The organism is Larkinella fluvii (assembly GCF_051857545.1).
Classification (GTDB): domain Bacteria; phylum Bacteroidota; class Bacteroidia; order Cytophagales; family Spirosomataceae; genus Larkinella.
In genome coordinates, this window is sequence record NZ_JBPZHB010000007.1 from 324,735 (window position 1) to 340,849 (window position 16,115).

General features: G+C 51.6%; 14 protein-coding genes. 8 read left to right on the forward strand and 6 right to left on the reverse strand.

Going from position 1 to position 16,115, the window contains the following annotated elements; translation table 11 throughout:
* The first annotated feature begins 48 nt into the window (after positions 1–48).
* The 5 genes from ACS5NO_RS20265 to ACS5NO_RS20285 all read left to right on the forward strand — a co-directional run bounded on the left by ACS5NO_RS20265 (position 49) and on the right by ACS5NO_RS20285 (position 6,261).
* Positions 49–1,980 (forward strand): sialate O-acetylesterase, encoded by a 1,932-nt coding sequence (locus tag ACS5NO_RS20265; protein ID WP_439416821.1) that lies wholly within the window; start codon positions 49–51, stop codon positions 1,978–1,980.
* Between the two features lie 155 nt (positions 1,981–2,135).
* The gene (locus ACS5NO_RS20270; RefSeq protein ID WP_114409481.1) at positions 2,136–2,822 is read left to right on the forward strand and encodes an NUDIX hydrolase; all 687 of its coding nucleotides are present in this window, start codon (positions 2,136–2,138) and stop codon (positions 2,820–2,822) included.
* Positions 2,823–3,018: 196 nt separating this feature from the next.
* Positions 3,019–4,350, forward strand: coding sequence for a xylose isomerase (gene xylA, locus ACS5NO_RS20275; protein ID WP_439416822.1), 1,332 nt, complete (start codon positions 3,019–3,021; stop codon positions 4,348–4,350).
* An 86-nt stretch (positions 4,351–4,436) separates the two neighbouring features.
* Positions 4,437–5,294, forward strand: a complete 858-nt coding sequence (locus tag ACS5NO_RS20280; RefSeq protein ID WP_439416823.1) for a transketolase — start codon at positions 4,437–4,439, stop codon at positions 5,292–5,294.
* A 10-nt stretch (positions 5,295–5,304) separates the two neighbouring features.
* Positions 5,305–6,261 (forward strand): transketolase family protein, encoded by a 957-nt coding sequence (locus ACS5NO_RS20285; protein WP_439416824.1) that lies wholly within the window; start codon positions 5,305–5,307, stop codon positions 6,259–6,261.
* Positions 6,262–6,326: 65 nt separating this feature from the next.
* Here the strand turns inward: ACS5NO_RS20285 and ACS5NO_RS20290 are convergent, their stop codons facing one another.
* Both ACS5NO_RS20290 and fumC read right to left on the reverse strand, forming a co-directional pair.
* Positions 6,327–7,193 carry a glycerophosphodiester phosphodiesterase family protein gene (locus ACS5NO_RS20290; protein WP_439416825.1) on the reverse strand — a complete coding sequence of 289 codons (867 nt, stop codon included), beginning with the start codon at positions 7,191–7,193 and terminating at the stop codon, positions 6,327–6,329.
* A 109-nt stretch (positions 7,194–7,302) separates the two neighbouring features.
* Entirely contained in the window at positions 7,303–8,706 is a 1,404-nt protein-coding gene (fumC, locus tag ACS5NO_RS20295) for a class II fumarate hydratase (RefSeq protein WP_439416826.1), read from the reverse strand.
* Positions 8,707–8,864: 158 nt separating this feature from the next.
* Here fumC and ACS5NO_RS20300 point away from each other — a divergent pair, with 158 nt between their 5' ends.
* The 3 genes from ACS5NO_RS20300 to ACS5NO_RS20310 all read left to right on the forward strand — a co-directional run bounded on the left by ACS5NO_RS20300 (position 8,865) and on the right by ACS5NO_RS20310 (position 10,469).
* A complete protein-coding gene (locus ACS5NO_RS20300; RefSeq protein ID WP_439416827.1) occupies positions 8,865–9,305 on the forward strand; it encodes an Xre family toxin-antitoxin system antitoxin in 441 nt (146 codons plus the stop codon).
* Between the two features lie 90 nt (positions 9,306–9,395).
* Entirely contained in the window at positions 9,396–9,845 is a 450-nt protein-coding gene (locus ACS5NO_RS20305) for an RES family NAD+ phosphorylase (RefSeq protein ID WP_439416828.1), read from the forward strand.
* 6 nt (positions 9,846–9,851) lie between these two features.
* A complete protein-coding gene (locus tag ACS5NO_RS20310) occupies positions 9,852–10,469 on the forward strand; it encodes a 3'-5' exonuclease (RefSeq protein ID WP_138991547.1) in 618 nt (205 codons plus the stop codon).
* Here the strand turns inward: ACS5NO_RS20310 and ACS5NO_RS20315 are convergent.
* The 4 genes from ACS5NO_RS20315 to ACS5NO_RS20330 form a co-directional block, all read right to left on the reverse strand.
* Positions 10,458–11,423, reverse strand: coding sequence for an AAA family ATPase (locus ACS5NO_RS20315; RefSeq protein WP_439416829.1), 966 nt, complete (start codon positions 11,421–11,423; stop codon positions 10,458–10,460). The genes ACS5NO_RS20310 and ACS5NO_RS20315 overlap by 12 nt on opposite strands.
* Positions 11,420–12,088 carry a nicotinamide riboside transporter PnuC gene (pnuC, locus tag ACS5NO_RS20320; RefSeq protein WP_439416830.1) on the reverse strand — a complete coding sequence of 223 codons (669 nt, stop codon included), beginning with the start codon at positions 12,086–12,088 and terminating at the stop codon, positions 11,420–11,422. The genes ACS5NO_RS20315 and pnuC overlap by 4 nt, the downstream gene beginning before the upstream one ends.
* Positions 12,085–12,888, reverse strand: coding sequence for an exodeoxyribonuclease III (locus tag ACS5NO_RS20325; protein WP_439416831.1), 804 nt, complete (start codon positions 12,886–12,888; stop codon positions 12,085–12,087). The genes pnuC and ACS5NO_RS20325 overlap by 4 nt, the downstream gene beginning before the upstream one ends.
* Before the next feature lie 147 nt (positions 12,889–13,035).
* Positions 13,036–16,068: a leucine--tRNA ligase gene (locus tag ACS5NO_RS20330; RefSeq protein WP_439416832.1), complete on the reverse strand. Its 3,033-nt coding sequence runs from the start codon at positions 16,066–16,068 to the stop codon at positions 13,036–13,038.
* Between the last annotated feature and the right edge of the window lie 47 nt (positions 16,069–16,115).

A 16,115-nucleotide genomic window follows, 5' to 3' on the forward strand; every position in this document is an offset into this window, starting at 1 on the left:
TTTATGGCAACTTTTTATCGGGGCAAAAGAATCAATTGAACCTAACCCATGAGCGTAAATACAAAACAAGTCCTGAATGTCCTGACAGTTCTTTTGCTGGCGTCGGTCGTGAGTTTCGGGCAGGTGCGCCTACCCAAATTCATCAGCGATGGCATGGTGCTCCAACGCGACGCCCCCCTGAAGATTTGGGGGTGGGCAAAACCGGGCGAAAAAATTTCCGTCCGTTTTAAAAACCGCAGCTACAAAACCGTCACCGACGCCACCGGTCAATGGCAGATTAGGCTATCCGCCATGCCGGCGGGCGGGCCCTTCACGATGGATATTGTGGGAAGTTCCCGGCTGACTCTCAAGGATATTCTGGTGGGCGACGTCTGGTTTTGCAGCGGGCAAAGCAACATGGTGCATCAACTCAACATCCATGACGTCACGTACGCAAAAGAAATTGAACAGGCCAACGACTCCCAAATCCGGCAGTTCTGGGTCCCCACTCTGACGAACCTCCAAATGCCCCAAAGTGATCTTCCGGCCGGACAATGGAAAGCCGCCGTGGGCGAAGACGTCAGGGCTTTTTCGGCAGTGGCTTATTTTTTTGCTAAAAAACTGTACGCAACCTATAAAATCCCCATTGGCATCATCAACGCCAGTGTCGGCGGGACGCCCATCGAAGCCTGGACAAGTGAAGCGGGATTGGCCAGTTTCCCGGCCATGAAAACCACCATCGCGAAGAACAAAGACACGACGTATTTCAATCACCAGAACCGAAAACCGCCTGCGCTTGCAATACAACCCGAAGATGTCGGGCTAACCGCCACCCCAAAATGGTCTGACGTTTCGTATACGCCGAAGGGCTGGCGCCCGATCAACATTCCCGGTTATTGGGAGGATCAGGGACTGAAAGACTTGAATGGCGTGGTCTGGTATCGCAAGGAAATCGACGTACCGGCTTCAATGACCGGCCAGCCCGCCAAAGTCTTTCTGGGTCGCATCGTGGACGCCGATGAACTATTTATCAATGGAAAATCAGTCGGAAAAACAACGTATCAATACCCCCAGCGCCGGTATAAACTACCTGCCGGTGTCCTGAAAGCCGGGAAGAATGTGCTCGTCATCCGGGTCACCAACACGGCGGGGAAAGGCGGTTTTGTTCCCGACAAACCTTACTGTCTTTTTGCCGGAACCGACACCCTCGATCTGAAAGGCACCTGGCAGTATAAAGTAGGTGCGGCCTATCGGCCCCCAGTTGGCGTTTCCGGGGGTGGAATCAGTGCGCAAAATCAACCCACCGCCTTGTATAATGCGATGGTGGCGCCGGAAACCAACTACGCCATCAAAGGTTTTTGCTGGTATCAGGGGGAAAGCAATGCCGGTCGTCCTGCCGAATACGCTACGCTGCTACCGGCCTTGATTTCGGACTGGCGACGGCATTGGAACCAGGGGACGCTGCCCTTTCTGTATGTTCAGCTACCCGGTTTTATGGACTACAATTACCAGCCCTCTGAGAGCCATTGGGCGGTTTTGCGGGAAGCACAGCTCAACGCCCTGAAGGAGCCTAACACGGGTATGGCCGTGGCGATTGATTTGGGCGAATGGAACGACATTCACCCCGATAATAAAAAAGACGTGGGCGAACGGCTGGCTCTGGCTGCCTTGAAAACCGCTTACCACGAAAACCTGGTTTCTTCCGGCCCAATCTACCAATCATCGGCAATTGAGGGGAATACAATTGTGGTCAGCTTCACCCATACCGGTGGAGGTTTGGTCACGCAGGACGGTGAAGCACCCGGTGACTTTGCCATTGCGGGTAGCGATAAAAAATTTGTATGGGCAAAAGCCCGTATCCAAAATGGCCAGGTGGTGGTATGGAGTGATGAGGTGCCGGAGCCCCGGTATGTGCGCTATGCCTGGGCCGATAACCCTGTGAATCCCAATCTGTATAACCGGGAAGGATTACCGGCATCCCCCTTTCGGACCGACCGGTAAAAGCAGAAGAATGACCGGAAAACAGAGCGGCTGATGACCTGAATTGGATCAGTCGGTGATTGTTATGGCGGAACGATGTGTTTGGCAAACCGTAAAAATGAGATGAATTCCCTACTTTCGCCTTTACTTCGAAACCGCCGGCTTTTCAACAACCCATGTTAGACCAATATAAACAGCAACATCCGTACTTAGTGGCTCTGGATTCCATCATCTTCGGTTTTGACGGGGAAAGCCTGAAAGTGTTACTCGTCAAACGCGGCATGGAAGAGCGTACCTGGTCGCTGATGGGTGGATGGCTGCAACCCGTTGAAAGCCTGGAACAGGCAGCCGCCCGCATCTTGTTTGACCTGACCGGCCTGACCAACGTATACCTGGAACAGTTGCATGCTTTTGGTGACCCGCACCGCGACCCCATTGTCCGAACAGTTTCGGTGGCGTATTTCTCGCTGGTAAAAGTGGCAGATTATGAATCGAAAATTACGGAGACGTATCAGGCCCGGTGGTTTTCGATCTATAATTTACCCCCTTTGCTGTTCGACCACGGCGATATGGTCGACCTGGCCATCAAACGGTTACGCTACAAAGCGGCCCAGCACCCCATTGGTTTCGAACTTCTGCCTGAGAAGTTTACAATTCCCCAACTTAAAAAGTTGTATGATGCGGTCTACAACACCGAATTCGATAAACGAAACTTCAGCCGAAAAATCCTCTCGACGAACCTTCTCATTAAACTGGACGAAAAGCAGAAAGGATTTTCCCGGAAAGGAGCCTATTACTACCAGGTAGATCAAACCAAATACCAGCAGGCCACCGACTCCTTTTTAAATTTCATACCCACCTAGCTCAAATTTCCAGCCAGCGATCTCATCTCCCGGAGCGCAACGACTTGCTACTTTACGGCCAGATACAGAGAGGAGTTCAATAAAAAAATAGTAGGTGTCGTTTTGACATTTATAAAATAAGTGTCAACTTTACACCATTAAAAAATTGCATTTGAAACTAGATCGAATTCAAAACCGCTTAACCAGTTTACAAACCATGTCAACCATCACCCTGGGCGACCGGGAATTTTTCCCCGGCATTGGCGCCATTGCCTACGAAGGCCCCAAATCCAAGAATCCGTTAGCGTTTAAGTGGTACAATCCTGATCACATGCTGGGTGGCAAAACGCTGCGGGAACAACTCCGCTTTGCCATTAGCTACTGGCACACCTTCTGCGGAGCGGGCGGAGATCCGTTTGGTCCCGGAACGCGGGTTTTTCCGTGGGATCAGGACAGCGACGCCAACGTGCGGGCGAAACTGAAAATGGACGCTGCTTTTGAGTTTTTCACCAAGATCGGAGCGCCGTATTATTGTTTCCACGACATTGACCTGGTGGATGAAGGCCCATCGGTCAATGATTACGAAAACCGCCTGCAGGCCATTGTCGACTACGCAAAACAGAAGCAGTCGGCCAGTGGTGTCAAGCTGCTGTGGGGTACGGCGAATGTGTTCTCGAACCCGCGCTACATGAACGGCGCATCGACCAATCCGGATTTTGCGGTGTTGGCCTATGCCGGAACCCAGGTTAAAAATGCCATTGATGCCACCATCGCTTTGGGTGGCGAAAACTACGTGTTCTGGGGTGGCCGGGAAGGCTACATGTCTCTGCTGAACACCAACATGAAGCGGGAAGTCGAGCACCTGGCGAAGTTTCTGACCATGGCCCGCGATTATGCCCGCCAGCAAGGTTTCAAAGGCACCTTCTTCATTGAGCCGAAACCGATGGAACCCACGAAACACCAGTACGATTACGACGCGGCAACGGTTATTGGTTTCCTGCGTCAGTACGGTTTAGAGAATGATTTTCAACTGAACATCGAGGTCAACCACGCGACTTTGGCCGGGCATACCTTCGACCACGAATTGCAGGTAGCGGCCGATGCGGGGATGCTGGGCAGCATCGACGCCAACCGGGGCGACAACCAGAATGGCTGGGATACCGATCAGTTCCCGATCAATCTGTATGAACTGGTCGAAGCGGCTCTGGTGATTCACCAGGCGGGAGGCATCAAACCCGGGGGGATCAACTTCGACGCCAAAGTGCGCCGGAACTCCACCGATTTCGAGGATTTATTCATTGCACACATCAGCGGTATGGATGCGTTTGCCCGTTCGTTTATCGTGGCGGATGCCATTCTGAAAGATTCAGACTATCTCAAATTCCGGACTGAACGTTACAGCTCTTTCGATGGCGGCCCCGGAAAAGCGTTTGAAGAAGGCAAACTGACGCTGGAAGATCTGCGCAGCTACACGCTCGAAAACGGGGAGCCTGCCGTTCGTAGTGGCAAACAGGAATGGCTGGAGAGCCTCATCAATCAGTATATCTAATATTTTCCCTTTCCTATTCGCCACTCAGGTCCGATGTTTTTGTGGCCTGAGTGGCGAATATACGGATGATACTAAAAAATAAACGCATGGAAACGAGTGAATTAGCAAAAGTCGCTTCGCAGGTACGCCGGGATATTGTCCGCATGGTGCATGGCGTCGCATCCGGGCATCCGGGTGGTTCGCTGGGGTGTACTGATTTACTGGTGAGTCTGTATTTCCAGGCCATGAACCTGAAAACGGACGATCAGGGATCCGTCGTGTTTGATATGAGCGGTTCGGGCGAAGACCTGTTCTTTCTGTCCAATGGTCATATTTCGCCGGTACTATATTCCGTGCTGGCCCGCCGTGGTTATTTCCCGGTTTCCGAGCTGGCGACATTCCGCAAACTGAATTCCCGGTTGCAGGGCCACCCCGCAACGGCGGAACACCTGCCCGGAATCCGCATTGCTTCCGGTTCTTTGGGGCAGGGACTTTCGGTAGCGGCTGGTGCTGCCTATGGCAAAAAAATCCGCAACGACCCCCACCGGGTCTACTGTTTGATGGGTGATGGCGAGCAACAGGAAGGGCAGATCTGGGAAGCCGCAGCCTTTATTCCGCACCGCAAACTGGATAATCTGATTGCCATTATTGACTTTAACGGACAGCAGATCGACGGCCCAACCGATGTGGTTCTCAACAATCGTGACCTGGGTGCCAAATACGAAGCCTTCGGCTGGACAGTGCTCCACATGGACGGCAATAATCTCGAAGAGGTGGCGTCGACCCTGAAATCGGCCCAAGAGGCTGGTGGCCAGGGCGCTCCCGTTTGCATCATCATGAAGACGGAAATGGGACAGGGCGTCGATTTCATGATGCACACCCACAAGTGGCACGGAACGGCTCCCAACAACGAACAGCTCACCGCAGCCCTGGCTCAACTGGAAGAAACCCTCGGCGACTATTAATTCTGACCTCATGAAAACCTACACGTTTACCGAAAAGAAAGATACCCGTTCCGGTTTCGGCGCGGGCATGGCAGAATTGGGCCACTCGCATCCGGATGTCGTTGCCCTCTGCGCCGATCTGGTGGCTTCCCTTAAACTGGACACGTTCATCAAAGAAAATCCGGACCGGTTTATCCAGTGCGGGATTGCCGAAGCCAACATGATCGGGGTTGCCGCCGGTCTGACGCTGAACGGCCTGATTCCTTATGCTACGACCTTTGCCAACTTTGGCTCAAGCCGGGTGCTGGACCAGATTCGTCAGGCGGTTGCTTACTCGAATAAAAATGTTAAAATCTGTGTCTCTCACGCGGGGCTGACCCTGGGCGAAGATGGCGCAACGCACCAGGTGCTGGAAGACATCAGTATGATGAAAGCCCTGCCCGGCATGACCGTTATCAATCCCTGCGATTTCAACCAGACCAAAGCCGCCACCATCGCCATTGCCGATTATGAGGGACCGGTTTACCTCCGGTTTGGACGTCCCGTTGTGCCAAACTTTACCCCCGCCGACCAACCGTTTGAAATCGGAAAAGCCATCCTTCTCAACGAAGGTGCGGATGTATCTATTTTTGCCACCGGGCATATGGTCTGGCAGGCACTGGAAGCCGGTAAGCTGCTGGCCGAACAGGGTGTAGAAGCCGAAATCATCAACATCCACACCATCAAACCGCTGGACAAAGAGGCAATTCTGGCATCGGTTTCGAAAACGGGTTGTGCCGTAACGGCCGAAGAACACCAGATGAACGGCGGTCTCGGCGATAGCGTGGCGCAGGTCCTGGCGCTGAACCATCCGGCCCCGCTGGAAATGGTGGCCGTCAACGATTCATTCGGCGAAAGCGGAACACCGGAGCAACTGATGGAAAAATACGGATTAACGGCGGCTTCGATTGTGGCCAAAGCGCTGGCGGTTATTCAGCGGAAAAAGTAATCATTGGTCTTGATCCGGGTCGTCGTGAAAGACCTGGATCAAGACGCTCTTTGCCTGGAGATCTGTTATTTTACCGCCTGATAGACCTCCAACGGCCGATCCGTCGACATCACATCCGCACCGTTTTCGGCAAACTTTTTATAGACCTGATCGCCTTTCGCAGCGGCCTGTTTGTCGAGGTTGCCGAGCGTTCCGAGGATGCACGAAATGCCTTTCTCGTGCAAAAACCGGTATAAGTCGGGGGTCGGTTCTTTCACACCAACAAACGCCACCATGTTGCGGTCGGGAATACCGAGGTCGTGCAGCCGCTGGTAGTCTTCTTCTTTCAGAATCGTAACCGACAACATCAGGTTCGGGTCAAGCCGGTAAACCTCAGCGGCTTGCGTGGCACTGTAGGTGATCACCACCGAATAATCAGCCGCTCCCGTCCGCCGAACCATCTCGACGACTTTGGCAAACGGCACATTTTTCTTGACATCCAGGGTGTAAATCACCTTGCCTTTCCCCCACCGCAGCACCTGCTCCAGTGTCGGAATTTTGAAGTTCGTCACGTTGCCCAGGTTGTCTTCCAGGCGGTATTGCTGCGTTTCTTCGTAGGTTTTCCCGATGAGTTTGCCGGTTCCGGTCGTCGTCCGGTCAAGGGTTTGGTCGTGCATCATCACCAGCACACTGTCGCGGGTCAGGTCGATGTCACATTCGATGATCACGGGCAGTTTTTCGGCCAGATAGGCGAACGATTCGATGCAATTTTCGGGGTAGCCTTTGATATCGCCCCCACCCCGGTGGGCACTGATCATGGCGGTTCTGCCGGGCGTGTATTTGAAAAAAGTCGACAGCCCGCCCGCCGGAACGCGGTAGGTGTTGAGGACGGTTTTGGGCGCACAACCGGTTAGTAAACCGATCGTAAAACCAAGCCATAAAATTCGTTTCATGTTGTGAAGTGTGCAAACACCGGTCAGGTTTTTAAAACCTGACCGGTGTTTTGATTAATCTATCATACTAACACCGGTTAGGTTTTAAAAACCTAACCGGTGTTTATTACTATACATCAATCGTACCCACCATGTCTTCCGGTTTCACCCATTCGTCAAACTCTGCTTCCGTCAGGTAACCCAGTTTCACGGCGGTTTCTTTCAGTGTGCTGCCTTCGCGGTGGGCGGTTTGGGCAATTTCGGCGGCTTTGTAATACCCAATTTTGGTATTCAAGGCCGTCACCAGCATCAGCGAATTGTTGACGTGTTTCCGGATATTTTCTTCAATCGGACGAATCCCGACAGCGCATTTGTCATTGAACGACACACACACATCCCCAATCAGCCGCGCCGAGTGCAGGAAGTTATAGATCATTACCGGTTTGAAAACGTTCAGTTCGAAATGACCCATGGAACCGCCGATGTTGATGGCGACGTCGTTGCCAAACACCTGAGCCGCCACCATCGTCATGGCTTCGCACTGCGTCGGGTTCACTTTCCCCGGCATGATCGACGAACCCGGTTCGTTGTCGGGAATGAAGATTTCACCAATGCCGGCGCGCGGTCCCGACGACAACATCCGCACGTCGTTCCCGATTTTCATCAGACTGGCGGCAACGGTTTTCAACGCCCCGTGCGCTTCCACAATGGCGTCGTGGGCAGCTAAGGCTTCGAACTTGTTTTCGGCCGTAACGAACGGCAAACCCGTCAGGTCAGCGATGTGCTTGGCAACATTTTCGGAATAATTCGGGGGCGTGTTGATGCCCGTTCCTACGGCGGTTCCGCCCAGGGCCAGCTCGCTGAGATGCGCCAGCGTGTTTTTGATGGCCCGTAAACCGTGCGTCAACTGGGAAACGTAACCCGAAAATTCCTGCCCTACCGTCAACGGCGTGGCATCCATGAAGTGCGTCCGGCCAATTTTGACGACATTTTTAAACTCTTTCGCCTTCGCATCCAGGGTGTCCCGCAGTTTTTCAATTCCTGGAATCGTCACTTCGATCAGAATCTTGTAAGCCGCAATGTGCATGGCCGTCGGAAACGTATCGTTCGATGATTGCGACTTGTTGACGTCGTCGTTCGGATGCAATGCTTTCTTTTCGTCGGTCAACTGACCACCCTGCAACACGTGGGCGCGGTAGGCAACGACTTCGTTGACGTTCATATTCGACTGCGTACCGGAACCGGTTTGCCAGACAACCAGAGGGAATTGATCGTCCAGTTTGCCGTCCAAAATTTCGTCGCAGGCCCGCCCGATCAGGTCAGACTTCTCTTGCGACAACACGCCCGCGTCGAGGTTGGTCAGGGCTGCGGCTTTTTTCAGATAGGCAAACGCCCGAACGATTTCGCGGGGCATTTTATTGATGTCTTGCGCAATTTTGAAGTTTTCAATCGAACGCTGGGTTTGTGCGCCCCAATACACGTTGACCGGTACCTGAACCTGGCCCATCGTGTCTTTTTCAATCCGGTATTCCATTGTGAAGACTAAAGATGTTTAGACTTGAGAAAAAGGTGCCGGCGGGTTTGCCCGGCGCTTCCGGTGGCAAAGGTAGAACACAAGCCAATAGATACGCATGGAATTTATATATTTGTCAGGATGTTGTCAAATGACAGGACTAAACTATTCAAATAACTATGCAAGTCCCACTTCAGAAGATTGTATTAGCATTGGGAGGTGAAGGTCTGATCAATCATCAGGTCAGACATGAATTTGATTTGTTGGCTGTTGCCAGAGAAGGGTTACCAATGGATTCTATCACTCACCTTCAAAAAAATATGGGTTTCACGAATAAAACGATGAGCCATATTCTTGCCATTTCGGAAAGCACCTACCAACGTCGCATCCGAAATCAGTCTAAACTAAATCAGGACGAAACGGAAAAAGCCATTGCTTTATCTGAGATTTACGCAAAAGGCATGGAGGTTTTTGAAATCAAAGAAGACTTTGAGTATTGGTTAAATGCAAAAATAATAGCCCTACAAAGCCAAAAACCGATTGATCTATTAGATTCAATGATCGGTCGCAAACAGGTTTTAAATGTTTTGAACGCCATTTTGCACGGTATTTACACTTGACAGCTACTCTATAACAAAAATTACTTACTGCCCATAACTGAAAAGCGTTTCATAAAAAAAGGTGTACAATCTGGGATTACTTTTGCCCACATGAGACTTTATAGAATCACAAAAACAAATTACGCTAACGATCTTAACGGCACTGGTGGCCTTTATGCTTCGGGACGGTGGCACCGTGAAGGCACCTTGCTTCTCTACTTTGCCGAACACGTTTCCTTAGCTATGCTTGAGACGCTAGCCAATTCAGAAATATTGCCCATCAACGTGAGTCTAGTAACGGTAGAGCTTCCTGAAATGGCTTCAATTCGTCAGACTAGGCTTGAAGATTTGCCATCGGATTGGAGAAATATACCTTATGAAGAAACCTTAGCCGATATTACTGAACGGTGGATAACTGAAATGAAGTTCTGGGCTATGCGTGTTCCATCAGCCCACTCTCCCACTGAATTCAATTATTTGTTAAATCCATTACATCCGGAACACAAAACGTTGGAAGTCGTTAGCATTCAACCCATTTCATTCGACCGTAGATTAAAATAAACCTGTATGCCCTTTTTAGTGCTTGACCTTGAAATGACCGGTCCCGAGCCGGATTGGAACGAAATTATTCAGGTGGGTGCCGTTCTTTTCGACGATAATTGGGTCGAAAAAGGCCAGTATCTGACCAACGTCTATCCCGAAAACGAAGACGCATTTTCGAGTTCGTCCGAGAAAATTCACAACCTATCGCTGGCCGATCTGGAAGATGCGCCGATGATTTACGACGTATTGCCGGAACTGGAAGAGTGGATTATCACCCAATTGGGAATTCGGAAAACCCAGACGACGACCGACAACAACCCGTATCTGCGCGACGTCATCATTTGCGGGCAGAGCGTGATCAATGACATCAATTTTCTGAAGGAAGCCTACCGCCTGGAGAAACTCAAATGGCCGTATTCCCGGACGTTAATCGACCTGCACACGCTGAGTTATTTTTCGTTTCGGATTCTGAAAAAGAACAACAAACCGGTTCCGCAACGGCTGAGTCTGAAAGACATTGCCGGCCATTTCGGCTTCGAACGCGAGTCCGACATTCACAACGCCCTCGAAGATGCGGTTTTAACGGCGAAGTGTTTAAAAGAGGTCTTTAAACTCGCGGACCACCTGAAGCTAGGCGAGTAACCGATCAATCTCCCCCGTTACAATCGCCCAACGTGCGGCCCAATCGCCCGACACATCGACGTAAGCGATATTCCGTTGGGCCAGGGCGGTTTTGAAGCGGTTATACATTTCTTCCCGGCGATGACCCAGGTCGCGCAAACCGTCGGCCACCCAGGGTACATCGATGTTCAGCAGAAAATAGCGGTCGTAGGTAACCTGTTTTTCCAGTTCGAAGAGAACCGGAGGAACTTCCTGTAAATAATGATCAGCGTATAATTCGGTCGTAATCAGATCCGTATCACAAATCAGCAGCTTGTTCGCTTTTTGGGTGGCCTCCAGCACTGCCTTCGTCTGGGCGTGGCCGATCGTCACGTAATCGTCGAGCGTCAGGTCGTTGGACGTAATCAGATCGCGGGCGACTTCCTGTACAAATACCGTCTGGTAATGCGCAGCCAGTTGCTCTGCCAGCGTGGTTTTTCCAACGCTTTCAGAACCGTACAGGCAGATTTTCTTCACAAAATACGGCCGGACCACGTCAGGAATAAAATCCCAGTACCGGGCCGGGTGCTGCCGGATTTGCGTGGCCGAAACCGGCACTTGCTTCCGTTCAGAATCGAATTCGATGCAGGGCAATCCGAGGTGTTGCGACAAAGGCTCCCCATACGGTTCGGAGCAGAAAAAACCGTCGATGTCCGGAAACCGCTGTTTGATAAAATCGCTCCACAAGCGCGTGGCTTCCCACAACGGCCGATCGTCGTCCGAAAAATCATCCAGAACCGACACCAATTCGATGTTTCCACGATGGCCAAACAAAGCCCGCAGCCACGCCATCCGCTGTTCAGGATCAATCGGATCGGTGGGCGTGCAGTTCATGGACACAATCAGGTGATCGCATTGACCGGCCGCAAATTCGATCAGCGCAATATGCCCCCGATGAACCGGCATGAACTTCCCGAAAATTAGCCCCTTTTTCATGCCGTGGTTGTGGGATAACTACGGTATTCGCGCGTCCAGTGCCAGGCGCCGACAAACGCGATCAGGCAATAAAAACCATATTCAATGCCAAGCACTTTGACGCCTTTGGTGAAGTACATGTACGTGCTGATCAGGTCGACCAGCAGCCAGACGTACCAGCATTCCAGTTTCTTGCGAATCAGCAGAAATGTCGCCACAATGCTCATGACCGTCGTGAACGAATCGAGGTACGGGAACGCGCTGGGCTGGCTGAACAAAACCGGAAACCAGGCGTGCAGGTTCTGCGCAATGGTGCCTAAAACCCCCGTTGCCAACACCCCCGCACCCAGCAAAATGGCAAAGTTTTTCGTCGATAAAGGCGTAATCTTCAGCTCATTCCGACGGTCTTCTTCACCAGCTTTCGGGTGCGTCCACTCCCACCACCCCAGAACGTTGGTGATGAAAAAGAACACCTGCAAAAACATGTCGGGGTAGAGTTGAATCTGGTAAAAAAGAAAGAGAAAGATGACCACACTCACCATGCCCACCGGCCAGCTCCAGAGGTGAGCCCGCGCCGACAGCAGCGTTGCGACCGCCCCCGTAACGGTTCCAAAAAATTCGAGGTAGCTCATCGGATAGCCGAGAACCGTAAAGAAGATCGACTCAATATCGAATAATTCTTTCATCGCGTGACTTCGAGCCAGACCGGGCCGTGGTCTGAATGAACGGCGTCGGGCAGGTGTCCGGCGGCCACGATGCGATCTTTGTAGGGCTCGCTGACGGAAATGTAGTCGATCCGCCAGCCCTTGTTGCTACTGCGCGCACCGGCCCGGTAACTCCACCAACTGTATTCGATTTTGTCCGGATTTTTGTAGCGGTAGGAATCAATAAAACCGCTGTCGAACCACTTCGTCATCCACGCCCGTTCTTCCGGCAAAAAACCCGACGACGTTTTGTTCCGAACCGGATCGTGAATATCGATGGCCGTGTGTGCGATGTTGTAGTCGCCGACGACAATGACATTCGGTCGGGATTGGCGCAACTCCTGAACGTAGTCGAAAAAATCATCCAGAAACTGCATCTTGACGGTTTGCCGAATTTCGCCGGTCGTTCCCGACGGAAAATAGCAGTTCAGCAGCGTCAGGTCGCCAAAATCGGTGCGCAGAATCCGGCCTTCGCAGTCGTAAACCGACATGCCGCACCCCAAAACGACCAGATCCGGCGGCAGTTTCGAAAACGTGGCCACCCCGCTGTAGCCCTTCTTCTCGGCCGCATGCCAGTGATATTGATAGCCCAGTTCTTCAAACGGCAGCAAATCGACCACGTCGTGGGTAGCTTTCACTTCCTGAAAACACAGGATATCGAACGAATTTTGAGCAAGCCATTCGACCAGTCCCTTGCTCAGCGCCGACCGGATGCCGTTGAGGTTGTAGGTCAGGATTTTAACGGTTTCGCCGGAGTGATTGAATGTGTCGGTATTGGTCATTAGACAACGTAATTTTCTAAGAATTCGCTTCGTCCTGCGCCTTTGCCCCCGACCCCTAAAGGGGCGCGGACGTCGCTTTATCCGGATGGCTCGGCGTCCGTGCCCCTTTAGGGGTCGGGGACAAAGACCGGATTTAGTGACAAGTTGTTAAATCACCACGTTCACAATCCGCTTCGGCACGACTACTATTTTTTTCGGTGTTTTTCCTTCCAGCCACTTCAAAACCACCTCATTCGCCAGGACTTCTTTCTCAATGTCCGACGTAGCGGTATCGACCGAAAACACCAGGGTCGTTCGGACTTTCCCGTTGATTTGCACCGGGTATTCAATCGTGTCTTCCACCAGGTAAGCCGGATTGAACACCGGAAATTCGGCGTAGCTCAGGGTACCGGCTTCGTTGCCCAAAGCGGCCCAGAGTTCTTCCGTGATGTGGGGCGCAAACGGAGCCAGCACCACGACCAATTCCTGTAAAACCGCCTTTTTGTTACACTTCAAGGCCGATAACTCATTGACACACACCATGAACGCGCTCACCGAGGTGTTGAACGACAGGTGTTCAATGTCCTCCGCCACTTTCCGGATGGTTTTGTGCAGCACTTTCAGTTCGGCGGGCGTCGGTTTTTCGTCGGTCACCAGCCAGCGGCCGGGGCGGGTTTCCGTCGGTTCTTCGTAAAACAACCGCCAGAACTTTTTCAAAAAACGGTACACGCCGTCGATGCCGTTCGTATTCCAGGGTTTGGCGTCGGTCAGCGGGCCGAGGAACATTTCGTAGAGCCGCAACGTATCAGCACCGTAACGTTCAACAATCGTATCGGGATTGACGACATTGAACTTCGATTTTGACATTTTCTCAATTTCAACCCCGCAGATGTATTTGCCATCTTCCAGAATAAATAATGGGTTATCAGATAAATCTGTGCGGGTTTTCTTGAATACTTCAATATCTAATTCGTCGTTAGCAACAATATTTACATCTACGTGAAGGTCTCCGATATAAAAATTAGGTAAAGGAACTCCATCTTCGTAGTCACGTTCATTATCATCACTAATCCCATTAGCGACTTCATCTCCTAATTGTTCTCTTACAAGTTGTTTGAACTCAATTCTTGCTTCTGCATCAGGCAAGGCGGTCAGTTTCTTATAAATGCCATAAGAAACAAAGATATTTGTCACTTTATATTGAAAAGGAGTAGCCAATTCAGAGGTCAACCGAGTATTTTTAGTATCAACATAGCGATACATAAAATTCGACCGCCCCAGAATCATGCCCTGATTCACCAGTTTCTTAAACGGCTCTTCTTCCGGAACGTAACCCCGGTCTTTCATGAACTTGTTCCAGAACCGGCTGTACAGCAAGTGACCCGTCGCATGTTCAGAACCGCCCACGTACAAATCCACATCGCGCCAGTAGTCGATTGCTTTTTGATCGGCAAATTCCTGGTCATTCTGCGGGTCCATGTAGCGATACCAATACCAGCTCGAACCCGCCCAGCCAGGCATGGTGCTTAATTCGTACTCAAATTCTCCTTTATATTTCCAATCTTCCGCACGCGCCAACGGCGGCTCACCGGTTTCGGTCGGCAGGTATTTATCGACCGGCGGCAATTCCAGCGGCAAATCCTGTTCGTCCAGCAGATAAGGAAGTCCGTCTCTGAAATAAACCGGAACGGGTTCACCCCAATACCGCTGGCGACTGAAAACCGCATCGCGCATCCGGAAATTGATCTTGGCTTTGCCAATGCCGTGTTCTTCCAGAAACTTGACCAGCACCGGCACGGCTTCCTGATAGGTCAGTCCGTCGATGATTCCGGAGTTGATATACCGGCCTTCTTTGGTGTTATCCGCCTGTTTGTCAATGCCTTTCTGACCGTCCAGAATCGGAATGATCGGTAAATCGAAGTGTTTGGCAAACGCCCAGTCGCGCTGATCGCCGGAGGGAACCGCCATGACGGCACCGGTTCCATAACCCGCCAACACGTAATCCGCCAAATAAATGGGCACGCGCTCGCCGTTGAACGGATTGATGCAATAGCTGCCCGTAAACACACCCGAAACCGTTTTGGCATCGGCCATCCGGTCGCGCTCGGAGCGCATTTTGGCGGCCGTAACGTACGCATCGACAGCCGGTTTTTGCGCCAGTGTTGTCAGTTCTGCCACCAGTTCGTGCTCCGGTGCCAACACCATAAACGACACGCCAAAAATGGTGTCCAGCCGGGTCGTAAAAACCTTTATGGTTTTCGGTTCACGGTTTTCGGTTTTTGGTAACCCTTCCGGATCACCTTCCGTAAACTGAAAACCGGAAACCGGAAACGCTACTTCCGCTCCCGTCGATTTTCCGATCCAGTTGCGTTGCTGTTCTTTCAGCGAATCCGACCAATCGACGGTGTCCAGCCCGCGCAATAACCGGTCGGCATAGGCCGTAATCCGCATCATCCACTGGCGCATCAGTTTCTGCTCCACCGGATAACCGCCCCGCTCCGAAACGCCGTCCTTCACTTCGTCATTCGCCAAAACCGTCCCCAGAGCCGCACACCAGTTGACGACGGCATCAGCCACGTAGGTCAGGCGGTATTTCAGCGTAATTTCGTATTGCTCGCGTTCCGATTTGGCGTTCCATTCTTCGGCAGTAAAATGGGGCACGTCGTCGTCGGACACGGCCTGAATTCCGTAGGTGCCCGCGCTTTCAAATTTGGCAATCAGGGTCTCGATGGGTTCGGCCTGGTCGGTTTCCTTGTTGTACCAACTGCGGAATAGCTCCATAAAAATCCACTGCGTCCATTTGTAAAACTTCGGGTCGGACGTGCGGACTTCGCGGCTCCAGTCGAAACTGAAGCCAATATTTTTCAATTGCTCAATGTAGCGGGTCGCATTCTCTTCGGTCGTAATCGCCGGATGCTGACCGGTTTGGATGGCGTATTGCTCGGCGGGCAGACCAAACGAGTCGAAGCCCATCGGGTGCAGCACGTTGAATCCTTTCAGCCGTTTGTAGCGGGTAACAATATCAGAGGCAATGTATCCCAGCGGATGGCCGACGTGCAAACCGGCGCCCGACGGATAGGGAAACATGTCGAGAATGTAATATTTGGGTTTTGAAGCGTCGTTTTCGGTGCGAAAGGTGTGGTTCTTTTCCCAGAACGCCCGCCAGTTTTCTTCAATCTTTTTGTGGTTGTATTCAGACATATAAACTTCTTTTTATGCGCTTTAAAGAAAGTTGTATCGCAGAGTTT